Annotated in this window: 23 protein-coding genes; 9 read left to right on the forward strand and 14 right to left on the reverse strand. The window is 60.9% G+C overall.

From position 1 onward, the window contains the following. Positions 1-2: 2 nt before the first annotated feature. Positions 3-845 carry a CorC family transporter gene (locus ACW55A_RS20010; RefSeq protein ID WP_003368790.1) on the forward strand — a complete coding sequence of 281 codons (843 nt, stop codon included), beginning with the start codon at positions 3-5 and terminating at the stop codon, positions 843-845. 28 nt (positions 846-873) lie between these two features. After that, entirely contained in the window at positions 874-2,394 is a 1,521-nt protein-coding gene (gene lnt / locus ACW55A_RS20015) for an apolipoprotein N-acyltransferase (protein WP_003368791.1), read from the forward strand. 66 nt (positions 2,395-2,460) lie between these two features. On the opposite strand, the gene ACW55A_RS20020 is transcribed toward lnt, so the two are convergent. Further along, positions 2,461-3,231 (reverse strand): YdcF family protein, encoded by a 771-nt coding sequence (locus tag ACW55A_RS20020; protein WP_003368792.1) that lies wholly within the window; start codon positions 3,229-3,231, stop codon positions 2,461-2,463. 113 nt (positions 3,232-3,344) lie between these two features. Next, positions 3,345-3,686, reverse strand: a complete 342-nt coding sequence (locus ACW55A_RS20025; protein WP_058417074.1) for a hypothetical protein — start codon at positions 3,684-3,686, stop codon at positions 3,345-3,347. A gap of 312 nt (positions 3,687-3,998) precedes the next feature. On the opposite strand from ACW55A_RS20025, the gene leuS reads away from it, so the two are divergent. The 5 genes from leuS to ACW55A_RS20050 all read left to right on the forward strand — a co-directional run bounded on the left by leuS (position 3,999) and on the right by ACW55A_RS20050 (position 10,451). Beyond that, complete coding sequence (gene leuS / locus ACW55A_RS20030; protein ID WP_060708299.1) at positions 3,999-6,605, forward strand: leucine--tRNA ligase; 2,607 nt, start codon at positions 3,999-4,001, stop codon at positions 6,603-6,605. 89 nt (positions 6,606-6,694) lie between these two features. Next, positions 6,695-7,300, forward strand: coding sequence for an LPS-assembly lipoprotein LptE (locus tag ACW55A_RS20035; protein ID WP_003368795.1), 606 nt, complete (start codon positions 6,695-6,697; stop codon positions 7,298-7,300). A 41-nt stretch (positions 7,301-7,341) separates the two neighbouring features. Beyond that, positions 7,342-8,379: a DNA polymerase III subunit delta gene (holA, locus tag ACW55A_RS20040; RefSeq protein ID WP_455809271.1), complete on the forward strand. Its 1,038-nt coding sequence runs from the start codon at positions 7,342-7,344 to the stop codon at positions 8,377-8,379. Positions 8,380-8,874: 495 nt separating this feature from the next. Further along, positions 8,875-9,030, forward strand: coding sequence for an alternative ribosome rescue factor ArfA (arfA, locus tag ACW55A_RS20045; protein ID WP_002555325.1), 156 nt, complete (start codon positions 8,875-8,877; stop codon positions 9,028-9,030). 83 nt (positions 9,031-9,113) lie between these two features. Continuing rightward, the gene (locus ACW55A_RS20050; RefSeq protein ID WP_003368797.1) at positions 9,114-10,451 is read left to right on the forward strand and encodes a lytic murein transglycosylase; all 1,338 of its coding nucleotides are present in this window, start codon (positions 9,114-9,116) and stop codon (positions 10,449-10,451) included. Between the two features lie 120 nt (positions 10,452-10,571). Here ACW55A_RS20050 and lipA read toward each other — a convergent pair whose 3' ends face one another. The 12 genes from lipA to ACW55A_RS20110 form a co-directional block, all read right to left on the reverse strand. Continuing rightward, entirely contained in the window at positions 10,572-11,579 is a 1,008-nt protein-coding gene (gene lipA, locus ACW55A_RS20055) for a lipoyl synthase (protein ID WP_002555327.1), read from the reverse strand. Then, positions 11,572-12,228: a lipoyl(octanoyl) transferase LipB gene (lipB, locus tag ACW55A_RS20060; protein WP_003368798.1), complete on the reverse strand. Its 657-nt coding sequence runs from the start codon at positions 12,226-12,228 to the stop codon at positions 11,572-11,574. The genes lipA and lipB overlap by 8 nt, the downstream gene beginning before the upstream one ends. Beyond that, positions 12,228-12,503 carry a DUF493 domain-containing protein gene (locus tag ACW55A_RS20065; RefSeq protein WP_003368799.1) on the reverse strand — a complete coding sequence of 92 codons (276 nt, stop codon included), beginning with the start codon at positions 12,501-12,503 and terminating at the stop codon, positions 12,228-12,230. The genes lipB and ACW55A_RS20065 overlap by 1 nt, the downstream gene beginning before the upstream one ends. Positions 12,504-12,593: 90 nt before the next feature. Next, complete coding sequence (locus ACW55A_RS20070; protein ID WP_003431689.1) at positions 12,594-13,754, reverse strand: D-alanyl-D-alanine carboxypeptidase family protein; 1,161 nt, start codon at positions 13,752-13,754, stop codon at positions 12,594-12,596. A 241-nt stretch (positions 13,755-13,995) separates the two neighbouring features. Then, positions 13,996-15,024, reverse strand: a complete 1,029-nt coding sequence (locus ACW55A_RS20075) for a septal ring lytic transglycosylase RlpA family protein (RefSeq protein ID WP_498811539.1) — start codon at positions 15,022-15,024, stop codon at positions 13,996-13,998. Then, entirely contained in the window at positions 15,024-16,031 is a 1,008-nt protein-coding gene (mltB, locus tag ACW55A_RS20080; RefSeq protein WP_002555333.1) for a lytic murein transglycosylase B, read from the reverse strand. Before mltB ends, ACW55A_RS20075 begins: the two co-directional genes overlap by 1 nt. Before the next feature lie 17 nt (positions 16,032-16,048). After that, positions 16,049-17,194: a rod shape-determining protein RodA gene (gene rodA, locus ACW55A_RS20085; protein ID WP_003419341.1), complete on the reverse strand. Its 1,146-nt coding sequence runs from the start codon at positions 17,192-17,194 to the stop codon at positions 16,049-16,051. Further along, the gene (gene mrdA / locus ACW55A_RS20090; protein WP_003431692.1) at positions 17,184-19,079 is read right to left on the reverse strand and encodes a penicillin-binding protein 2; all 1,896 of its coding nucleotides are present in this window, start codon (positions 19,077-19,079) and stop codon (positions 17,184-17,186) included. The genes rodA and mrdA overlap by 11 nt, the downstream gene beginning before the upstream one ends. A 28-nt stretch (positions 19,080-19,107) precedes the next feature. Further along, a complete protein-coding gene (rlmH, locus tag ACW55A_RS20095; RefSeq protein ID WP_002555336.1) occupies positions 19,108-19,575 on the reverse strand; it encodes a 23S rRNA (pseudouridine(1915)-N(3))-methyltransferase RlmH in 468 nt (155 codons plus the stop codon). 9 nt (positions 19,576-19,584) lie between these two features. Then, complete coding sequence (gene rsfS / locus ACW55A_RS20100; RefSeq protein WP_002555337.1) at positions 19,585-19,971, reverse strand: ribosome silencing factor; 387 nt, start codon at positions 19,969-19,971, stop codon at positions 19,585-19,587. Positions 19,972-20,031: 60 nt separating this feature from the next. After that, complete coding sequence (nadD, locus tag ACW55A_RS20105) at positions 20,032-20,700, reverse strand: nicotinate-nucleotide adenylyltransferase (protein ID WP_498811538.1); 669 nt, start codon at positions 20,698-20,700, stop codon at positions 20,032-20,034. A gap of 13 nt (positions 20,701-20,713) precedes the next feature. Continuing rightward, a complete protein-coding gene (locus ACW55A_RS20110; RefSeq protein ID WP_074805268.1) occupies positions 20,714-21,979 on the reverse strand; it encodes a glutamate-5-semialdehyde dehydrogenase in 1,266 nt (421 codons plus the stop codon). A gap of 285 nt (positions 21,980-22,264) precedes the next feature. Between ACW55A_RS20110 and ACW55A_RS20115 the strand changes: the two genes are divergently transcribed. Beyond that, entirely contained in the window at positions 22,265-22,936 is a 672-nt protein-coding gene (locus ACW55A_RS20115) for a DNA-3-methyladenine glycosylase (protein WP_498811537.1), read from the forward strand. Positions 22,937-22,939: 3 nt separating this feature from the next. Next, complete coding sequence (locus ACW55A_RS20120; protein WP_096120829.1) at positions 22,940-24,256, forward strand: bifunctional DedA family/phosphatase PAP2 family protein; 1,317 nt, start codon at positions 22,940-22,942, stop codon at positions 24,254-24,256. The last annotated feature ends 10 nt before the right edge of the window (positions 24,257-24,266 follow it).

Genomic DNA, 24,266 nt, shown 5'->3' on the forward strand with positions numbered 1-24,266 from the left:
CTATGAGCGAAGACCGATCGAGCAACGGGCAAAAGTCATGGTTGGGTAAACTGACCCAGGCCTTTGTCCATGAGCCGAAAAACCGCCAGGAGCTGCTTGAGCTGCTGCGCGAAGCCCACCAGAACAAACTGCTGGACAGCGAAGCGCTGGCCATCGTCGAGGGCGCCATTCAAGTGGCTGACCTGCAAGTGCGCGACATCATGGTGCCGCGCTCGCAGATGATCAGCATCAAGGCGACCCAGACACCCCGGGAATTTCTGCCTGCGGTCATCGATGCTGCGCACTCGCGCTATCCGGTGATCGGCGAAAGCCACGATGATGTGCTCGGTGTGCTGCTGGCCAAGGATCTGCTGCCGCTGATCCTCAAGGCCGACGGTGACAGCGATGACGTCAAGAAGCTGCTGCGTCCGGCCACCTTCGTGCCCGAATCCAAGCGTCTCAACGTGCTGCTGCGCGAATTTCGCGCCAACCACAACCACATGGCCATCGTCATTGACGAATACGGCGGCGTGGCAGGTCTGGTGACCATCGAAGACGTGCTGGAACAGATCGTCGGCGACATCGAAGACGAGCATGACGTCGAGGAAGACAGCTACATCAAACCGCTGCCCAGCGGCGACTTCCTGGTCAAGGCCCTTACGCCGGTCGAGAATTTCAACGAATTCTTCGACAGCACGTTCTCGGACGACGAGTTCGATACTGTGGGCGGTCTGGTGATGAATGCCTTTGGCCATCTGCCCAAGCGCAACGAAATCACTGAAATCGGTGCCTATCGTTTCCGCATCCTGAGCGCTGACAGCCGTCGCATTCATTTGCTGCGCGTGACGCCCATTTCACGTCCGTAAACACTTGATGCTGCTTTAAGGAATCTACATGCGCTGGATAACCCGCCCCGGCTGGCCCGGTAACCTGCTGGCCCTGGCGGCTGGCGGGCTCACGACCCTGGCCCTGGCGCCTTTCGACCTCTGGCCTCTGGTGCTGGTCGCAGTGGCGATGTTCTATCTGGGCCTGCGCGACCTGAACCCGCGCCAGGCACTGGCCCGTGGCTGGTGCTATGGCTTCGGTCTGTACGGCGCCGGCACCAGCTGGATCTACGTCAGCATTCACACCTACGGCGGCGCTTCCGTGCTATTGGCTGGGCTGTTGATGCTGTTGTTCATCGCCGCCATTGCCCTGTTCTTCGCCCTTCCCGCCTGGGTCTGGGCGCGCTGGCTGCGTCGCAATGAAGCACCGCTGGCCGATGCGCTGGCCTTCGCAGCGCTATGGCTGTGGCAGGAAGCGTTTCGCGGCTGGTTTCTCACTGGCTTCCCGTGGCTCTACTCCGGCTACAGTCAGCTCGACGGCCCACTGGCCGGGCTTGCCCCCGTCGGCGGCGTATGGCTGATTTCGTTCTCGCTGGCGCTGACTGCTGCACTGTTGTGCAACCTGCACCGCCTGCGTGCACGCAAATCGTTTCTGGCCATGGGCGTGGTGCTGTTGCTGGCCCCGTGGGTGACAGGCCTGGCCCTCAAGGGTCACGCTTGGACATCGCCGTCCGGCGCGCCACTGAAAGTTGCGGCGATGCAGGGCAACGTCGAACAAAGCATGAAGTGGGACCCGCAAAAGCTCAACGATCAGCTGGCGCTGTACCGCGACATGACCTTCCGCTCGCAGCAGGCAGACCTGATCGTCTGGCCGGAAACCGCCGTGCCGGTGCTCAAGGAAAGCGCAGAAGGCTATCTGTCGATGATGGGCAAGTTCGCTTCGGACCGCGGCGCTGCGCTGATCACCGGCGTACCGGTGCGTGAACCGACCGGGCGCGGTGAGTATCGTTATTACAACGGCATCACGGTCACGGGCCAGGGTGACGGCACCTACTACAAGCAGAAGCTGGTGCCGTTCGGTGAGTACGTGCCGCTGCAGGACCTGCTGCGCGGGCTGATTTCCTTCTTCGACCTGCCAATGTCGGACTTCGCGCGCGGGCCGAACGATCAGGCGTTATTGCAGGCCAAGGGTTATCACATCGCGCCGTTCATCTGCTACGAAGTGGTCTATCCAGAGTTCGCCGCAGGCCTGTCGGCGCAAAGCGACCTGCTGCTGACGGTCAGCAACGACACCTGGTTCGGCACCTCGATCGGCCCTCTGCAACACTTGCAGATGGCCCAGATGCGCGCCCTTGAAGCAGGCCGCTGGATGATCCGGGCAACCAACAATGGCGTGACCGCGCTGATCGACCCGTTTGGCAAGATCACCGAGCAGATTCCGCAGTTCGAACGCGGCGTGCTGTACGGCGAAGTGGTGCCCATGCATGAACTCACGCCTTATCTGCACTGGCGCTCGTGGCCGCTGGCGATTGTCTGCCTGCTGCTGTTTGGCTGGGCGTTGATGGCGGCACGGATTTCCAAGACCGTCTGACTGCACCAAGCCGGTTTCATCTGCCTGCAGGTGGAATCGGCTTCAGATGGCCATTGCTTCAAATGATCATTGCCCCTTCCGATAGATCCACGGATAAACCAGCAAGCCTGCGGCTTCATTGAGCAGCATCCCGCTCTGCGTGAACACGCGACTTTCAGGCAGCCAGCCGCCAAAAGGCCGAGCGTTGTCGACACCCAGATAGCCGACCGGCGCACTCACCACAGTAAAGCCCGCCTGCTCGAAGCTCCAGCGTGCCCGCGGCATGTGCCAGGCCTGAGTCACCAGCACCACGCGCTTGATGCCTTGCGGCTGCAGAACTGCGGCGCTCATGGTCGCGTTTTCCCACGTGGTGCGACTCAGCCCCTCCTGCCAGCGCACCGTCACAGCAAAATCGTCCTGCAGTGACTGCGCCATGATCGCCGCCTCGCTGGGCGGCTGGTCAAAATGCAGGCCGCCGGAGGTCAATATCGGCAGTCCGGATTCTTTCGCCAATCGAGCCGCCAGACGCAGGCGCTCCAGTCCAAGACCGGTGGGCGTGTCTGCACCCCAGGTCGGCGAATTGCGCTCGCGCCCATTGCCCAGCACCACAATGGCGTCGGCCTGCTGCGCCAGCGTCGCCCATTGCTGTTGCGGCAAGGGCGGGATCTGCTCAAGTTTACGCGCTGCGAACTCTACGGCGACCGGCAGGCTCATCAGCCACAATCCGCCGAGGCCGACCGCAAAGGATACCGTCGCCAGTCGTGGCCGGGAGCGACGCAGCCACCAGCCAAGAATCAGCAGGACAAACAGAATACCGGGCGGCAAAAGAAGGGTTTTGAGCAGGTAGCGCAAGGGCATCGGAACATCTCCATGAGTGCCCGCAGCCTAGAATGTTTACAGACACGCGACAATGCCAGAAGCAGGAAGCCCGAAATGGCCAGGCCCTTGGCCCGCGTGCAGGCAGGCAATGCCTAAGTGTTACGGCCCAGCCGCACTGACGCCCTGGCTCGTCGCCGATCTTTCAGCCACACGATGGTGGCTGACGCACGGGGCGACCTGCCATGCTCCGCAGCCGCCAGAGCGCTGCCCGCAGGCATGTCGACGACAACTGCGCCTGCGTCCCCGTTGCCCTTTTCGAGATAGGCTTCGATCAACCGGAACTCGGCATGGCTCAACCCCTTGAGCTCAAGCTCGGCAGGCGACTCGTTTCGGAGCCGGACCGAGGTACTCGCCGTCTCGAGTGCCAGTCCGAGACGATCGATCAGACGCTCATACAGCCTGGTCAGGCTTGCAACATGCTGCAACTCTGTCATCCACTCACCTCATCGAAGATAATCATCACCCTCGCGTTTGAGCTTAGCGCTGCTGCAAGAACCGGTAGGGGACTACGACCAACGGCCAGATGAGGTTGCCGGCCGGGCGTTGAGCCCGCAAGGGACGCAATCAGGGTTTCCCTCGATAGACGGCCCTCATGTATGCTACTGCGCTTCCTGTAATTCCACTTCCGCGCTCTTGAGCCTGAACGCACCGCACAGACAGTTGCAAATGTCCGCCACGCGGTGCCGACCTGACTCGGCGAAGCAATGAAGAGGTCAAGGGTCACTAATCCTTAGTAAAAAGTAGCCATGCACGAACTCTATCAGCCCCGTGAAATCGAAGCCGCCGCCCAAACGTTCTGGGATGAGCAAAAGTCTTTTGAAGTCAGTGAACAGCCAGGCAAGGATACCTTCTACTGCCTGTCGATGTTTCCTTACCCGAGCGGCAAGCTGCACATGGGTCATGTGCGCAACTACACCATTGGTGACGTGATCTCCCGCTACCAGCGCATGCTGGGCAAGAATGTTCTGCAGCCACTGGGCTGGGACGCTTTCGGCATGCCGGCTGAAAACGCCGCCATCGACAACAACGTCGCGCCGGCCAAGTGGACCTACGAAAACATCGACTACATGAAGACCCAGCTCAAGAGCCTGGGTCTGGCGGTGGACTGGTCGCGCGAAGTCACCACCTGCAAGCCTGATTACTACCGCTGGGAACAATGGCTGTTCACTCGCCTGTTCGAGAAGGGTGTGATCTACCGCAAGAACGGTACCGTGAACTGGGACCCGATCGACCAGACCGTACTGGCCAACGAGCAGGTCATCGATGGCCGCGGCTGGCGTTCCGGCGCGCTGATCGAAAAGCGCGAAATCCCGATGTACTACTTCAAGATCACCGCGTACGCCAATGAGCTGCTGGAAAGCCTTGACGAACTGCCGGGCTGGCCTGAACAGGTCAAGACCATGCAGCGCAACTGGATCGGCCGTTCGCGCGGCATGGAAGTGCAGTTTCCGTACGACCAGGTCTCGATCGGCGAAGCCGGTGCCCTGAAAGTCTTCACCACCCGCCCTGACACCCTGATGGGTGCGACCTACGTCGCGGTGGCGGCCGAACACCCGCTGGCAACCCTGGCCGCGCAAGGCAACCCAGCCCTGCAGGCGTTCATCGATGAATGCAAGGGCGGCAGCGTTGCCGAAGCCGACGTTGCCACGCAGGAAAAGAAAGGCCAGGCGACTTCGTTGTTCGTCGAGCATCCACTGACTGGCGAGAAACTGCCGGTGTGGGTCGCCAACTACGTGCTGATGCACTACGGCGATGGCGCGGTCATGGCTGTACCGGCGCACGACGAGCGTGATTTCGAGTTTGCCACCCAGTACGGTCTGCCGATCAAGCCCGTGGTCCGCACCAGCGCCGGCGACGAAACACCTGCCCCATGGCAGCCGGCCTACGGCGAGCATGGCGAGCTGATCAATTCCGGCGAATTCACCGGCCTGACCTTCCAGGACGCGTTCGACGCCATTGAAGCCGCACTGGTCAAGAAATCCCTGGGCCAGTCCCGTACCCAGTTCCGCCTGCGCGACTGGGGTATCAGCCGCCAGCGTTACTGGGGCTGCCCGATTCCTATCGTGCATTGCGACACCTGCGGCGACGTGCCGGTCCCGGAAGACCAGTTGCCGGTTGTCCTGCCGGAAGACGTCGTGCCCGACGGCGCTGGCTCGCCACTGGCACGCATGCCCGAGTTCTACGAGTGCAGCTGCCCGAAATGCGGCGCACCGGCCAAGCGTGAAACCGACACCATGGACACCTTCGTCGAGTCCTCGTGGTACTACGCACGCTATGCCTCACCGCATTACGAGGGTGGTCTGGTCGAGCCGAACGCTGCCAACCACTGGCTGCCGGTGGATCAGTACATCGGTGGTATCGAACACGCGATCCTGCACCTGCTCTATGCGCGCTTCTTCCACAAGCTGATGCGCGACGAAGGCCTGGTGACCTCGAACGAACCGTTCAAGAACCTGCTCACCCAGGGCATGGTCAACGCCGAAACCTACTTCCGCATGGAAACCAGCGGCAAGAAGACCTGGATCAACCCGGCCGATGTGACCCTCGAAAGAGACGCCAAGGCCAAGGTGATCAGCGCCACATTGACCAGCGATGGCCTGCCGGTGGAAATCGGCGGCACTGAAAAGATGTCGAAGTCGAAGAAAAACGGCATCGACCCGCAGACCATGATCGACCAGTACGGCGCCGACACCTGCCGCCTGTTCATGATGTTCGCCTCCCCGCCCGACATGAGCCTGGAATGGTCCGACTCGGGCGTCGAAGGTTCGCATCGTTTCCTGCGCCGCGTATGGCGTCTGGCCCAGGCGCACGTGGCTCAAGGCCCGTCGACCGGCCTGGACGTTGCGGCATTGTCCGATGAGCAGAAAGCCATCCGCCGCGCGATTCATCAGGCGATCAAACAGGCGAGCCAGGATATTGGCCAGAACCAGAAATTCAACACCGCTGTCGCGCAAGTGATGACGCTGATGAACGTGCTGGAAAAAGCCCCGCAGGACACACCGCAGGATCGCGCACTGATGCAGGAAGGCGTGGAAACCGTCGCCCTGCTGCTGGCGCCTATCACGCCGCACATCAGCCACGAACTGTGGAAGCAACTGGGCCACAATGAGCCGGTGATCGACGCGGGCTGGCCTGCATTCGATGCAAACGCGCTGGTGCAGGACAGTCTGCAACTGGTGATTCAGGTCAACGGCAAGCTGCGCGGTCACATCGAGATGCCTGCCAGCGCCAGCCGCGAAGAAGTCGAAGCGGCCGCACGCGTCAACGAGAACGTATTGCGCTTTACTGATGGCCTGACCATTCGCAAGGTGATCGTCGTGCCTGGCAAGCTGGTCAACATCGTCGCAAGCTGATTGGATCGGGCGCCCGGCAAACGCAGGGCGCCGAACATATTTCCAGGGCACGCACTGGCGGCCCAAACGGATTCAAGGGGAGCATCAAGATGATCAAACGCAATTTGCTGGTGATGGGCCTGGCTGTTCTGTTGAGTGCCTGTGGCTTCCATCTGCGTGGCACCGGCACCACCGAGCTGGCGATCAAGGAGCTGGATGTCAGCGCCCGCAACGCCTACGGCGACACCGTGACGCAACTCACTCGCCTGCTGACCAGCTCTGGCGTCAAGGTCTACACGGGCGCGCCTTACAAGCTGATGCTGACCAACGAAGCCGAGACTCAACGGGTCATCAGCTACTCGGGCTCGGGTCGCTCGGCTGAATACCAGCTGACCACCACCCTGACCTATGAAGTGCATGGCGACAAGGATCGCTTCCTGCTTGGCGATAAAGTCACCGCAGACCGTTCCTACGTACACGACGGCAACAACCTGACCGGTTCCGACCAGGAAGCCTCTCAGGTTCGTCAGGAAATGCGCAACGACCTGATCCAGAAACTGATGGCTCGCTTGCAGCAACTGACCCCTTCGCGTCTGGACGAGCTGCAGGCCAAGGCTGATGCGGTTGCCAAGGCCGAAGCCGACGCACTCGAGGCTGCTCAGCGAATCCGCGACGAGACGCCTCAGCAGTCGCCTGTCGAAGTTCCAGCCAGATAAGTGTTCGGGGCCGGCTTTCCGGCCCCGACATGCTCTGACGCATGAAACTCGCCCCCGCCCAACTCGGCAAGCACTTGCAAGGCACACTTGCGCCCGTCTATGTGATCAGCGGTGACGATCCGCTGCTCTGTCAGGAAGCGGCTGACGCCATTCGCGCGGCCGCACGCCAGCAGGGCTTCGATGAGCGCCAGGTGTTCAGCGCCGACGCCAGCTTCGACTGGGGCACATTGCTCCAGGCGGGTGCCAGCATGTCGCTGTTTGCCGAACGCCGTCTCCTGGAGTTGCGTCTGCCCTCCGGCAAGCCCGGCGACAAGGGTGCTGCGGCGCTCATGGAATATTGCGCCAGACCTGCCGAAGACACCATTCTGCTGATCAGCCTGCCCAAGCTCGATGGCAGTGCGCAGAAAACCAAATGGGGCAAGGCTCTGGTTGAGGGTGCGCAAACCCAGTTCGTGCAAATCTGGCCGGTGGACATCGGCCAACTGCCGCAATGGATTCGCCAGCGCCTGTCGCAGGCGGGTCTGGCAGCGACTCAGGACGCTGTCGAACTGATCGCGGCCCGGGTCGAAGGCAACCTGCTGGCCGCCGCGCAGGAAATCGAAAAGCTCAAGCTGATGGCCGAAGAAGGCCAGATCACCGTCGAGACTGTGCAGGCGGCGGTAGCCGACAGTGCACGCTTCGACGTATTTGGCCTGACCGATGCCGTGCTCAATGGCGAAGCTGCCCATGCCCTGCGCATGCTCGAAGGCCTGCGTGGCGAAGGGGTCGAGACGCCGGTGATTCTCTGGGCATTGACCCGCGAACTGCGCGCCCTGGCCAATATGTCGCAACAGTTCAGTCAGGGCGTGCCGCTGGACAAGGTCTTCAGCTCGGCACGCCCGCCGATCTGGGACAAGCGCAAGCCACTGATGAGCAAAGCCCTGCAACGCCACTCGGCAAAACGCTGGAGCCAGTTGCTCATGGATGCGCAACGCATCGATGCGCAGATCAAAGGCCAGGCAGCAGGCTCGCCCTGGAGCAGCCTCAGCCGACTGGCGCTGCTGATGGCGGGGCAACGGCTGGCACTGCCTGCGGAGTGAGCTGTCATGTCCGAGCTTGTTCAAGAGTTACTCGAAGTAATCCTTCGTGCGATCTGCTATCCCGTTGGCTGGCCCATCGTGCGACTGTTGTCACGCGGTAGATATCCATCCAGAGGGTCGTGGTTTTCAAACACCGCAGAAGCAAACTGGACGGTAGCAACAGGGCTCGCAATTCTGGCGATCACCATGATGGCGTTGCTTCATCAATTCGATATGCCCTGATCGGCCTGCATTTTACACCCTCGTTATTACACAGCGGCCAAGCGCGCTTTTCAGCACCATACAAATATCTCGTGGGAGCGAGCTTGCTCGCGAAGAGGTCAGTGCAGCCCCTGAAACTCGAGCGTTCGGACGATTGCCTTCGTGAGCAAGCTCGCTCCCACAGGTATTGCATTCAAGTCCACCTCCCGCGTCATAGCACACGACTATTAGACACAACCGCCAATCTGCCCGATTATTTGCATCGCTTTACAACACCCATCAGGAGCACCCGCCATGAGCAAGCCAAAGCGGCCGAACAAGGCCAAATCCATCATCGCCCAGCCCTTGTTCCGCAGTCGTCAGGAACAACCCGCCAAGGGCAAAGGCAGCTACCGCCGCGAAGCCTTCCAGTCTAAAAGCTGGGAGGCTTCCTGCTTTATGGCAGCCTGATATCGAGCAACATTTCCGGGGCGCTTTCAACCGCTTAGCCGTGTTATGGTCTGCACCTAACGGTAATACCCTTGGACTCAAGCATGCCTTCTCGTTTTACCCATCGCCCGCAGCTGCGCCAACTCATCGCTGCCTCCAGTCTTGTTGCCCTGGTAGCCTGCGCAGAAAAACCCACTGCAGCCGATGCCACGCCTCTTCAATCCAGCAAGGTGCAGACAAACGCTCCTGCCGTGGCGCCTACGCCAGCGCTGGTCGTTGATGACAACCTCACGATTCAGCCCGCCGTCAGCTTCAGCGAATGGCAGGCCGGCTTTCGTGCCCAGGCGTTGAAGGCAGGTATCCGTGCGGACGTATTCGATCTGGCATTTGCCGGCGTCACCCCCGACATGAGCGTGGTCAAGGCCGACCGCAGTCAGCCTGAATTCAGCCGCCCGGTCTGGGAATACCTAGACGGTGCCATCTCTGCCGTACGTGTGCGCAAGGGTCAGGCGCTGCTTTCGCAGTATGCCGACGACCTGCAGAAGATCGAGCAGCAGTACGGCGTGGATCGTCAGGCGCTGGTCGCGGTATGGGGCATGGAAAGTAACTTCGGCTCGTTCCAGGGCACGCAATCCGTCATTCGCTCACTGGCAACGCTGGCCTACGAAGGCCGTCGTCCCGGTTTTGCACAGAGCCAATTGCTGGCCGCGCTGGAAATCATCCAGCATGGCGACATCACACCGGACAAGATGCTGGGTTCGTGGGCCGGTGCGATGGGCCAGACCCAGTTCATCCCGACCACCTACAACACCCATGCCGTGGATTTTGACGGCGATGGCCGTCGCGATATCTGGAACACCCCTGCCGATGCCCTTGCTTCCACTGCGCACTACCTGCAAAGCTCCGGCTGGCAGCGTGGTCAGCCCTGGGGCTTTGAAGTGGTGCTCGGCTCGGGATTCGATTACTCGCTGGCCGACTCGACGACCCGCAAGAGTCTCGCTGAATGGCAGCAACTGGGCTTGAAACAACCGGACGGCTCAGCCATTCCGGTCGCCGCCAGCCAGCAGCAAGCCACCTTGTTGTTGCCAGCCGGTTATCGCGGGCCAGCCTTCCTGGTGCTGGACAACTTCCGCGCGATTCTCAAGTACAACAACTCGACCTCCTACGCGTTGGCGATCAGCCTGCTTTCCGATCGCTTCAAGGGCGCGGGTTATGTAGTGGGCAGCTGGCCACGCGGAGACCTGCCGCTGAGCCGCTCAGAGCGCATTGAGTTGCAAACCCTGCTCTCTGCACGCCAGTACGACGCAGGCGCGCCAGACGGCATTATCGGCGCTAACACACGCAAGGCTATCCGCAGTGCGCAGCAATCGTTCGGCTGGCCAGCCGATGGTTACCCGACACATGAATTGCTGGAGAACCTGCGCAAGCCTGTCGGGCAGTAATCGGGAGGACGCGGAGCGTCCAGAACGGCATGCCCACGCGGAGCGTTGGCACGATAATCAACCGCAAACAAAAAGGGCCAGGTATCGCTACCTGGCCCTTCCTGTTTTTGCGGCGTGCTGTCAGAGCATTGCCTTGGCGATCTTGGCCTGCTCGTCGGCGTGGTACGAAGAGCGTACCAGTGGCCCGGACGCGACGTTCTTGAAGCCCATCTTGTAGCCTTCTTCGGCGAACCAGGCAAAGGTGTCCGGGTGGACAAAGCGCTGCACGGGCAAGTGATTGCGCGAAGGCTGCAGGTATTGACCCAGAGTGAGCATGTCGATGTCGTGCTCACGCATGCGCTGCATGACCTCGATGACCTCTTCGTCAGTCTCGCCCAGCCCCAGCATCAAACCGGACTTGGTCGGTACGTGCGGGACCATCTGCTTGAAGCGCTGCAGCAGGGTCAGCGACCACTGGTAGTCCGAACCCGGACGCGCAGCCTTGTACAGACGCGGCACGGTTTCCAGGTTGTGGTTGAACACATCCGGCGGCTCGGCGGCGGTGATTTCCAACGCAACGTCCATCCGGCCACGGTAATCCGGCACCAGCGTTTCGAGCTGTACGCCCGGCGACAGCAGGCGGATTTCACGGATGCAGTCGGCGAAGTGCTGAGCGCCGCCGTCACGCAAGTCGTCACGGTCCACCGAGGTGATGACCACGTACTTCAGGCGCAGGTCGGCAATCGCGATGGCGAGGCTCTTCGGTTCGTTGACGTCGAGCGGCTTCGGACGGCCGTGGCCCACGTCACAGAACGGGCAGCGACGGGTGCAGATGTCGCCCATGATCATGAACGTTGCAGTGCCACCGGAGAAGCACTCGCCCAGGTTGGGGCAGGACGCCTCTTCACAGACGCTGTGCAGCTTGTGCTTGCGCAGCAATTGCTTGATGCGGTCGACTTCCGGAGAAACCGGGATGCGCACGCGAATCCAGTCGGGCTTCTTCGGCAGATCTACCGTCGGGATGATCTTGACCGGGATGCGCGCAACCTTTTCCGCTCCGCGAAGCTTGACGCCCGCTTCGACTTTCGGACGGGCCACTCGCTCGGAAACATCCAGCGTCGGGATCAGGGTTTGCACGGTGTCAGTCATAATGGTTTATTCCGCCCGTAAGGGTCGCCTGCTCAGCGTAGTCGAGGTGTTTGACGAGCTGCGCACGCAGTCGGGCACTTACCTCGGAAAATTCTATCTGCCCTGCCTGATCGCTCAGTTGGGTCATGGCCAGCCCCGCGTATCCGCAAGGGTTGATGCGGCGGAACGGCTCAAGGTCCATGTCGACGTTCAACGCCAGGCCATGAAACGAACAGCCGTTGCGAATGCGTAGACCGAGTGACGCGACTTTCGCGCCATCAACGTATACGCCAGGGGCATCAGCCTTGGCTGCTGCCTTGACGCCGTAGTCGGCGAGCAAGGCGATGAGGGTGTTCTCGATCCGGGTGACCAGATCACGAACACCGAAACCAAGGCGCCTGACGTCCAGCATCAGATAAGCCACCAGTTGGCCCGGGCCATGATAAGTCACTTGGCCGCCACGATCGACCTGTACGACAGGAATATTACCCGGCAGCAGCAAATGCTCGGGCTTGCCGGACTGTCCCTGGGTGAAAACCGGCGGATGCTGGACCAGCCAGACTTCATCGGCAGCCTCGCGGCCACGCTCGTCGGTAAAGCGCTTCATGGCGTGCCAGGCGGTTTCGTAATCGATCAGGCCCAGATCACGAAAACCCAGCGTACCCGCCATCAGAGCACCATGTGCACGAAACCCGTAGCGCGCAAGGCACTATTGATATCGCGCAACTGGTCTTCGCCGGTAGCAACAATGTGCAATTGCACAGTGGTGTATTTGCCGTTGCTGCTCTGCCGCTCGGCGAGCGTCTTGAGGTCGACCGTGGCGTGCTTCTTAAGCACTTCCATCACGGCCGCCGTAAAGCCCACACTGGTGTCACCGATCACCTTGATCGGATAGTCATTGCAGGGAAATTCGATTTTGTGCGACTTGATGTCGGTATCGGTCATGGCAGTAAAGGTCTCACAAGCCGTGACGACGGACACGCGGCCCGCTCAGATCATGAGCAGGCCGCGAGAAGGTCGGCATTGGTTACTGGATCAGTTGAACAAGCCGTAGAAGAACAGGCGGATGCTATCCCACACGCGGCGGAAAATACCACCTTCCTCAACCGCATCAAGGGCAATCAGATTGGCGGTGTGAACCACCTGATCGTCTTTCTTGACCTCGACCTTGCCGATCACGTCGCCCTTGGCGATTGGCGCAACCAGTTGCGGGTTCATGGTCATGCTGGCAGACAGCTTCTTCATGTCGCCTTTTGGCATGGTCATGCTCAGATCTTCAGCCAGACCGGCCTTGACCTGACGCTCTGTACCTTTCCAGACCGTGGCCTGAGCCAGCTCAGTGCCCTTCTGGTAGAAGTTCTGGGTTTCGAAGAAACGGAAGCCATAGGTCAGCAGCTTCTGGGTTTCAGCTGCACGGGCCTGTTCGCTGTTGGTACCGAACACCACGGCGATCAGACGCATGCCGTCACGCACTGCCGAAGAGACCATGCAATAGCCGGCTTCATCGGTGTGGCCGGTTTTCAGACCGTCAACGGTCTTGTCGCGCCACAGCAGCAGGTTGCGGTTAGGCTGCTTGATGCCGTTCCAGAAGAACTCCTTCTGCGAGTAGATCGCATAGTGAGCCGGGTCTTCGTGGATGATTGCGCGCGCCAGGATCGCCATGTCGTGAGCCGACGAGTAGTGCTCAGGGTTCGGCAGACCGGTCGGGTTCATGAAGTGGCTGTTGGTCATGCCAAGATCGGCAGCAGTCTTGTTCATCATGTCGGCAAAGGCATCTTCGCTGCCGGCAATGTGCTCGGAGATCGCGACGCTGGCGTCGTTGCCCGACTGAATGATGATGCCGTGCAGCAGGTCGCTGACCGTGACCTGGCTGCCGACCTTGATGAACATCCGCGAACCGCCTGTGCGCCAGGCGTTTTCACTGATCGTCACCGGATCGTTTTCGCCGATCTGGCCGCGACGGATTTCCAGGGTCGCGATGTAGGCGGTCATCAGCTTGGTCAGACTGGCAGGAGCCAGACGCTGATCACCGTTGTTCTCGACCAGGACGTTGCCGCTGGTCGCATCCATCAGCACGTAGGCCTTGGCCGCCAGTTGCGGTGCAGCAGGCGTCATCTGCTCTGCCGCCCACACAGTCGGGGTGATAATCAGTGGAACAAGCAGGCACAAACGTTTTGCAAAGGTGGTGATGTTCATCCGTCTCTCGAGAATCCTAATGGGCAAACATGCCCTTGCGGGCAAAACTGAACAGACCGGCGAAGCGAAACGCCTCGGTACGGCTCGTGGCGCCAGGCTGTAACCCTGGCTGACAAAGTCGCCTGTTCGACACACGACCTTGTGGGCAGTTACCTGCAACGCTTGCCCTGAAAGCAAATCTGCGCCGCCTGCGACTGCATACCGTCCCCCATTGCTGCCGGGGAACGATTGTCGAAAAAACTTACTGATCCGATGTCACTACGCTCGGCTGACCCAGATTGGCCGACCTGACGCTGTTTTGCAGCTGCTGGGCTTCACCCTGCGTGTCGATCGGTCCCATCCGCACTCGATAGAGCGTTTGCTGATTGCGCGCTATCGAGCTGACGAACACCGGCGCTCGAACCATCCCGCTCAATTTCGACCTCAGGAGTTCCGCAGCGTCCGGGTTGGCGAAGGCTCCCACCTGGAGAAACAGCCCAGCGGCTTGTCCTGAAGCGTTTTTTTTTGCGTCAACCTGCAACGGCACCACAGGTGCGGCGTGCTGCTGAGGGGGTGGCGTGTACTGCTCGACGGTGCCGGTCGAAGTGGACAGCGCGGGCGGCGGCGCCTGGGCAACGACCTGCTGCTGATTGAGCATCAGCGGCGCCGGACGACCACGTTGCGCCCACCATTCCTGAGGGTCGATCCCTTCTACCTTGACGCGTGCAGTGCCGGTTTCGGCGTAGCCGAGCTTTTTGGCGGCCGCATACGAAAGGTCGATGATACGGTCGGAATAGAACGGCCCGCGATCGTTGACGCGCAGGATCACCGTACGATTGTTGTCCAGGTTGGTCACTTTGACATAGCTGGGCAGCGGTAGGGTCTTGTGCGCGGCACTCATGCCGTACAGGTCGTACACCTCGCCATTGGCGGTGTTCTGGCCATGGAACTTGGTGCCGTACCAGGAGGCGGTGCCCGAAGCGACGTAACGCTTGGCATCGCTCATAGGGAAGTAGGTCTTGCCCAGCACGGTGTACGGATTGGCCTTGTAGGCCCCGGTGTGCAGGGTCGGTGTTGCATCAGGGATACGCGAGACATCCACATCCCACCACGGCGCGCCGTCCTTGTGGGCCCGGTTGATATCCAGCCCCGGCATCGAGCGCACGACTGCACCGCCTTTTGGCGACTGCGACGACGTTGTGCGTGACGGCGACGAGCAGCTGGCAACCAGCACTGCCAGGCCGGTCAGCGCCAGAAGCTTGAATGATTGAAGAATTGGCGATGCCCGCATTACTTGACGCCTCGAGCTTGAACCAACGATTCAGACAGCTGATATACGGCCATGGCGTACATCACACTGCGGTTATAACGGGTAATTGCATAAAAATTGTTCAAACCCAGCCAGTATTCAGGACCATTGTCGCCTTCCAGACGAAACGCCGTCACCGGCATATCGTCGCGCAGCGCATCATGACTCGCCCAGCCCAGCTGTCGCAACTCCCCGACCGACATTACCGGATCAAGCGCAGGGCTCAACCCCTCGTCAACCCGGTCGCCACGCGCTGTGGCACGACTGACCACCGGCTGCCCGGCCACCCAGCCATGACGTTTGAAATAGCTGGCGACACTGCCGATTGCATCGTCCGGGTCGGTCCAGATATTGATGTGGCCGTCGCCGTCGAAATCCACTGCATAGGCGCGGAAACTGCTCGGCATGAACTGCGGCAGCCCCATTGCCCCGGCATACGAGCCCTTGAGGGTCAGTGGATCGACCTGCTGCTCGCGAGCCAGCAGCAGAAACTCGCGCAACTCCTTGCGGAAAAACTGGGCGCGTGGCGGGTAATCGAAGCCAAGCGTCGACAATGCGTCGATGACCCGATAGTTACCGGTATTGCGGCCGAAAAAGGTTTCTACACCAATGATCGACACGATGATCTGCGCCGGCACGCCGTATTCCTGCTCGGCACGCGCCAAGGCCGCCTCATGCTGACGCCAGAAGTCGACACCGCGAGCGATGCGCGTGTCGGTGATGAACATCGGCCGATACTCTTTCCACTGTTTGACCCGTTCGGCCGGGCGGGAAATGGCATCGAGAATGGCCTGCTTGCGCTCGACCTCCCGAAACAGACTCATCAACTGCTCACCGGCAAAACCATGATCGCGGGTCAGTTCACCGACGAATTCCGCCACCTGGGGCGAACCTTCATAGTCGCCCGCCAGTGCCTCTTGCACCGAGCCAAGGATGCCCACCAGACCGACCACCGGAGCATATCGAGCCCAGTTACGCATTGCTTGCATTGAATAGTTCACCTTAATCAAACCTGAGCGATCCATTTACGATGTGTATGGATCGACATCAAAACCCCAAACGCTGACAGTAGGGTCACGAGCGAAGTTCCGCCGTAGCTAATGAAGGGCAACGGCACCCCCACCACTGGCAGCAGGCCACTGACCATACCGATGTTGACGAAAACGTAAACAAAAAACGTCATGGTCAACGCGCCAGCCAGCAGTTTGCCGAATAATGTCTGCGCCTGTGCAGTGATCACAAGCCCGCGACCGATCAGCAGCATATAGATGATCAGCAGCGCACAGATGCCTACCAGGCCGAATTCTTCACCCAATACTGCAATGATGAAGTCGGTATGGCTTTCCGGCAGAAAGTCGAGGTGCGACTGGGTGCCGAGCAGCCAGCCTTTGCCGAACACGCCGCCCGAACCGATGGCAGCCTTTGATTGAATGATGTTCCAGCCGGTCCCCAGCGGATCGCTTTCGGGGTCCAGAAACGTCAGTACGCGCTGCTTCTGGTAGTCATGCATGAAGAAGAACCACATGGCCACCGCAGCCGGTACGGCCGCCGCCAATACGCTGATGATCCAGCGCCAGCGCAAACCGGCCATGAACAGCACAAAGGCACCCGAGGCCAGAATCAGCAGCGACGTCCCCAGGTCAGGCTGGCGAACGATCAGAATGAACGGCACACCGACCAGGGCGAGACTGACCGCCACATGCTTCAAATGCGGGGGCAGCGTGCGCTTGGACAGGTACCAGGCGATGGTTGCCGGCATGATGATCTTGAGAAACTCCGAAGGCTGGAAGCGGATCACCCCGGGAATGTTGATCCAGCGCGTCGCGCCCATGGCGTTGTGGCCCATGACATCCACCACTACCAGCAGCAGGACACCGATGACATACAGTACCGGCACCCAGCGCGCCATGAAGCGCGGCTCCAGCTGGGCGATCACCACCATCGCCACCAGACCGATACCGAACGAACTGGCCTGCTTGATCAGCAGATCCCAGTTCTTGCCGCTGGCCGAATACAGCACGAACAGGCTGCCCGCCGCCAGCGTCAGCAGCAGGATCAGCAATGGACCATCGATATGAATGCGCTGCAGAAAGGTAGCGCGGCGACGCATCACGTCTTCACTGGACAGGATGCGGTCGAAATTACTCTTCACGGGCCGCAGCCTCCAGATTCAGGGAACCGGCGTACTCGGGTTTGAGATGGCCGTTTTCGTCGAGCAACCAGGCGTCCAGGACCTGACGCACGACGGGTGCAGCAACGCCGGAACCGGATTCGCCGTTCTCGACCATCACTGCAACAACGATTTTCGGGTTGTCAGCCGGGGCGAAGCCGACGAACAAGGCGTGGTCGCGATGACGTTCCTGCACCTTGGTGCGGTCGTATTTCTCGCCCTGCTTGATGGCCACCACCTGGGCCGTACCACTCTTGCCGGCGATCCGGTACTGCGCACCGATGGCGGCCTTGCGCGCCGTCCCGCGCGCGCCGTGCATCACTTCCTGCATGCCATGGTTGACGCGTTCCCAGTTGGCCGGATCGCGCAGCACGATGTTCGGCATCGGGTTTTCATCCACAGGCGCCTTGCCTTCGATGGTTCTGGCCAGATGCGGACGGTTCCACACCCCCTTGTTGGCCACCAGCGCGGTCGCCTGGGCCAGTTGCAACGGCGTTGCCTGCATGTAGCCCTGACCGATCCCGAGGATCAGCGTCTCGCCGGGGAACCACGCTTGCCGGCGCGTGGCGCGCTTCCATTCACGGGAAGGCATCAGGCCGGGAGATTCTTCGAACATGTCCAGCGAGACCTTCTGCCCGATACCGAACTTGTTCATATAGGCAGCGAGCCGATCAATGCCCACCTTGTGCGCCAGATCGTAGAAGTACGTGTCATTTGAACGCATGATCGCCGTGTCCAGATCAACCCAACCGTCGCCGGTGCGGTTCCAGTTGCGGTACTTGTGATCGTAATTGGGCAATTGGTAATAGCCCGGATCAAATACCCGCGAGCCAGGCGTCACCGCACCGGTATCCAGCCCGGCAATCGCCACCGCAGGCTTGATGGTCGAGCCCGGCGGGTAAAGCCCTCGCAGGATGCGGTTGAACAGCGGCCGGTCGATGGAATCGCGCAGCTCGGCATAGGCCTTGAAGCTGATGCCGGTGACAAACAGGTTCGGATCGAAGCTCGGCGCACTGACCATCGCCAGCACTTCACCGGTAGCCGGATCCAGTGCGACGACCGCGCCACGACGACCGCCCAGCGCGGCTTCGGCAGCCTCCTGAAGGTTGATGTCCAGGCTCAGGACGATGTCCTTGCCGGGGATCGGGTCGGTGCGCTTGAGCACACGCAGTACGCGACCACGGGCGTTGGTCTCGACCTCTTCGTAGCCGACCTGACCATGCAGCTCGGGCTCGTAAAAGCGCTCGATACCGGTCTTGCCGATGTGGTGCGTGCCGCTGTAATTGATCGGGTCGAGGCTCTTGAGCTCTTTCTCGTTGATCCGTCCCATGTAGCCGACCGAGTGGGCAAAGTGCGGCCCTTGCGGATAATGCCTGACCAGTTGCGCAACCACTTCGACGCCCGGCAGGCGGAACTGGTTGACGGCGATCAGGGCGATCTGCTCTTCGCTCAGCTCAAACAGGATGGGCACCGGCTCGAACGGCCGACGCCCCTGCTTCATGCGCTTTTCGAAGATGATGCGATCGTCAGGGGTGAGCTGCAGGATCTCGACAATGGTGTCGAGCACGCTGGACCACTCGCCTGCGCGCTCACGGGTCATGCTGAGACTGAAACTGGGCCGGTTATCGGCGACCACAACGCCATTGCGATCGTAGATCAGCCCACGGCTGGGCGGAATCGGCTGAACGTGAACGCGGTTGTTTTCCGAAAGCGTGGAGTGATACTCGTACTGGATGACCTGCAGGTAATACAACCGGGCAATCAGCACGCACACCAGCAACACCACCGCCACGGCACCGAACACGACCCTGCCGCGCACCAGGCGTGCGTCCTTTTCGTGGTCTTTGAGGCGGATCGGTTGAGACATTTAGGCCGTATTCACAGTAAAGACGATGCTACTTGTGATAAGGGTGCCCGGACAGGACCGTCCAGGCGCGATACATCTGCTCGCCGATCAGGATGCGCACCAACGGGTGCGGCAGGGTCAGCGGCGACAGAGACCAGCGTTGTTCACTGCGGGCACAGACTTCAGGTGCCAGCCCCTCGGGGCCGCCGACCATCAGGTTGACCGTGCGTGCATCGAGACGCCAGCGATCGAGTTCGACCGCCAACTGTTCGGTGCTCCACGGTTTGCCATGCACTTCCAGCGTGACAATCCGCTCGCCCGGCTGCACTTTTGCCAGCATCGCCTCGCCTTCCTGACGGATAAAGCGTGCGACGTCGGCGTTTTTGCCTCGGGTATTGAGCGGAATTTCCACCAGTTCCAGCGCAAGCTCGGAGGGCATCCGCTTGGCATACTCGTGCCAACCTTCTTCCACCCACTTGGGCATGCGCGAACCCACAGCGATCAGACGCAGACGCACATCAAAGCCTTATTCGTTGCCTGGTGTGTGGTGCGCAGCGCTGGCAGCACGGCTTTGCTCTGCACCCTGCCACAAGCGCTCAAGGTCGTAGAACTGGCGTGCGGCAGCGGTCATCACGTGGACGATCACATCACCAAGGTCCAGCAGGACCCAGTCGCTGTCGCCCTTGCCTTCTTCGCTCAGGGACTTCAGGCCGGCAGCCTTGACCTTGTCACGGACGTTATCGACCAGTGCGTTCAACTGACGGTTGGACGTACCGGTGCAGATCAGCATGTAGTCGGCGATGCTGGTCTTGTCGCGCACGTCGATGGTCAGGATGTCGGCACCCTTGACCTCTTCAAGGGCTGCAATCGCAACATTGATGACTTCTTCACTGCTCATTTTTTGCTTTGTCATATAAAACTCATTCAGCTCGTATGTGTGGGACCGTCCAGACGCTTGTCGATCAAAGCAGTTTCAGGACGACCCATCAGTGTTCGGCGCGCGGTAAAGTCCGCGTGCATCGATATAGGCCAGTACCGCGTCTGGCACCAGAAAACGTACCGACTTACCGCTGGCCAGCAGTTGACGGATCTGGGTGGCAGACACCGATAAAGGCGTCTGCCAGACGAATGTAATCTGTCCACCCGGCCCTTTCAGGGCCTTGGGATCGCTGACTGCGCGGGCCGCCAGCAGATTGCGCATGGCATCCGGCGACTCGCTGTCCGCATCCGGGCGTTGCAGCACCACGATATGGCAGTGCTCCAGCAGTTCTTCCCATCTGTGCCAGGTCGGCAGCCCGCAAAAGGCATCCCAACCGAGCAACAGGAACAACTGGTCCTGAGGCGCCAGTTCGGCGCGCATCGATTCCAGTGTGTCGAGGGTGTACGACGGTTTGTCACGCTTCAGTTCACGGTCATCCACCGTCAGGGGCGACACACCCGCAACGGCGCTTTGAACCATCGCCAGACGATGCTCTGCGGTGACGCTCGGCATGTCACGATGCGGAGGCCTGGCGCTGGGCGTCAGGCGCAACTCATCGAGTTCCAGCAATTCGGCCACTTCGAGCGCACCGCGCAAATGACCGATATGAACCGGGTCGAACGTGCCCCCAAGCATGCCGATACGTCTGGGCAGCGCGGTCATGGGGCTATTCAAGTCAGGCTTGTCCGCGCAATTGGCCGTCACCGATCACGATGTACTTCTCGCAGGTCAGACCTTCAAGACCGACAGGACCGCGGGCGTGCAGCTTATCAGTAGAAATGCCGATCTCGGCACCCAGGCCGTATTCGAACCCGTCAGCGAAGCAGGTCGGCGCGTTGACCATGACCGAACTGGAATCGACCTCGGCCATGAATCGGCGCACCTGACTCTGGTGGTCCGAGACGATGGCGTCGCTGTGATGCGAGCCGTAGTGGTTGATGTGCTCGATGGCTTCATCCAGACCGGAGACGACGCGAATCGACAGAATCGCCGCCAGGTACTCGGTGTGCCAGTCGTCCTCGGTGGCCGGGATCACGTCGATCAAGTCACGGGTACGCTCGCAACCGCGCAACTCGACGCCCTTCTCGCGAAACTGCGCGGCCATCGAAGGCAGAAAGTCGGCGGCAATGGTCTGATCGACCAGCAGGGTTTCCATCGCGCCGCAGATCCCGTAACGGTAGGTCTTGGCGTTGAAGGCGATCTTCTGCGCCTTGGCCAGATCGGCGTGGGCGCTGACATACACATGGCAGATGCCATCCAGATGCTTGATGACCGGCACACGCGCGTCGCGACTGACGCGTTCGATCAAACCCTTGCCGCCGCGCGGTACGATGACGTCCACGTACTCGGGCATGGTGATCAGCGCGCCAACCGCCGCACGGTCGGTGGTTTCGACCACCTGCACGACAGCAGCGGGCAGCCCGGCCTCGGCCAGACCGCGTTCGATGCAGGCCGCGATGGCGCGATTGGAATGAATGGCTTCGGAACCACCGCGAAGGATGGTTGCGTTTCCGGACTTCAGACACAGACTGGCAGCATCGATGGTCACGTTCGGACGTGACTCGTAGATGATTCCGACAACACCCAGCGGCACGCGCATCTTGCCGACCTGAATACCCGAAGGCCGATAGCTCATGTCGCGGATCGCACCGACCGGGTCTGCAAGCGCTGCAACCTGACGCAAGCCGATGATCATGCTGTCGATCCGGGCGGGGGTCAGCGCCAGACGCTCGAGCATGGCCGGTTCGAGCCCGTTCGCCTGACCATTGGCCAGGTCCAGCGCATTGGCGGCAGACAGCTCGGCGCGGGCTTCGTCCAGAGCGGCGGCAGTGGCCTGCAGGGCGCGGTTCTTCTGCGCAGTGCTGGCACGACCGATCACTCGCGAAGCTTCGCGGGCGGCGCGACCCAGGCGGGTCATGTAGTCAAGAACGGACTCAGTCATTGGTCTCAGAGGTCTTGGCAAAGAGGAAAGCGGCTGATTATAGCTGTCGTGCCGTCCGAACGACAGCGCAGACAGGCGGATGGTCAATATCAGTGCGCAGATTTTTCGCCACAGTGACGGGTGTTGCCGGCGGCAATGCGCAGACAGGCATCACGCACGGGCCTAACGACATGTCATGCGTCGGTCACGTTCAGAAACAACAAAGTGCCTAATCCAGACACATTCAGCTGCAATTAAAGTTGCGCTTGTTATCATCGGGCTCTTTCCCAATGTACCCGTCTGATTATGCCCACAGCCCTACCCGACCACTTCTTTCACCGCGATGCCCAGTTGCTGGCGCGCGATCTGCTGGGCAAGGTCATCCGTCACAAGGCAGGCGATCTGTGGCTGGCCGCGCGGATCATCGAAACCGAGGCTTACTACTGCGCCGAAAAGGGCAGTCATGCCTCGCTGGGCTATACCGAGAAACGCAAGGCGCTGTTTCTCGACGGCGGCCACATCTATATGTACTACGCGCGCGGCGGAGATTCGTTGAATTTCAGCGCCGAAGGGCCGGGCAATGCCGTACTGATCAAGTCGGCATTTCCCTGGACCGACGCGACCAGCGACGAAAACGCGTTGGCGCAGATGCAGTTGAACAACCCCGACGCCAGCGGTGCGATGCGCCCGGCGCAACGGCTGTGCGCTGGCCAGACGCTGCTGTGCAAGGCGCTCGGTCTGAAAGTCCCGGTGTGGGACGCCAAGCGCTTCGACCCGCAGAGGTTACTGGTCGAGGACGTCGGTCAGACACCCGAACGCGTTGTCCAGACCACCCGACTGGGCATTCCTGCCGGTCGCGATGAGCACCTGATGTATCGCTTCGTGGATGCCGGTTACGCCCGTTTCTGTACACGGAACCCTCTCAGACGCGGTCAGGTCGAAGGCCGCGACTACCTATTTCTCGATCAAGGAAACTGACCGATGGGCGATCTGCTCAATGGAATGACCGGCTGGCTGACCGCAAATCCTTCCTGGGTGGCTGTCGCGATCTTTTTGGTAGCCTTCACTGAATGCGTCGCGATCGTCGGGATCGTCGTGCCGGGCACGGTCATCATGTTTGCCATCGCCGCCTTGGCGGGCAGCGGCATACTGCCGTTGAGCGAAGTGCTGTTACTGGGTTTTCTCGGCGGGCTGCTGGGTGACGCGGTGTCGTACTTCATAGGCCGGCGCTTTCATCAGAATATCCGTCAGTTGCCCGGCTTGCGCACGCACCCGGAGTGGATGGAAGGTGCGGAAAAATACTTCCACCGTTACGGCATTGCCAGTTTGCTGGTCGGACGTTTCATCGGTCCGCTGCGCCCGATGCTGCCGATGATCGCCGGTATGTGCGACATGCCGCTGCCGCGCTTCGTGGCGGTCAGCGTGCTGGCGGCGGCCGGCTGGTCGATTGCCTACCTGATGCCGGGCTGGGCAGCCGGCGCGGCCATTCGCCTGCCACTGCCGGAAGGCTTCTGGCCCGAGGCGGCCGTGGTCGGCGGCAGCCTGGCCGTGCTGTTCGGGTTGAGCATCCAGAGCAGTATTCGCCAGAAACGCTACGCAACCCGACTGATCTCCGCGCTCAGCCTGGTGCTGGTAGCGGCGCTGTTCTTCGGCTTTCCCTTGCTGGCCGACTTCGACAACGGCCTGATGACGCTCATCCAGGAACACCGCAGCGAAGCCACGCAGCACATCGTGGTCTTCGTCACCAGCATCGGCGATTTCAGGGCGCAGTTGCTGGCCGCCAGCCTGCTGATCATCGTGCTGGCGGTTGCCAGGCAATGGCGCCACGCAGCCTTTGCCCTGACCGCAACACTGGGCACCGCGATCGCCAACGGCGTCCTGAAAACGTTTTTCGCCCGCGCTCGCCCGGAGGTGCTGTTAGAGCCGCTGACGACGTACAGCATGCCCAGCGGCCACAGCTCGGCAGCCTTTGCGCTGTTCATGACTCTGGCAGTGCTGGCCGGACGCGGCCAACCCGTGCGCCTGCGCCTGACCTGGATGCTGGTCGCCGGTATTCCGGCCCTGGCAATCGCGCTGTCGAGGGTTTATCTGGGCGTGCATTGGCCCACCGACATTCTCGCCGGCATGCTTCTGGCGTTCTGCGTCTGTGCCGCCAGCCTGGCGTTCATCCAACGCAAGGCCCCCTTGCCGGCCATGTCGGTGCGCGTCTGGTGGCTCGTTGTGCCAGCCATGACCGCACTGCTGGGTATCTTCGCCGTTCGTGCCCTGTCGCACGGGGTGCTGCGTTACCAGTATTGATCGACAGCAC

The sequence above is a fragment of the Plantibacter cousiniae (nom. nud.) genome, from assembly GCF_977070315.1.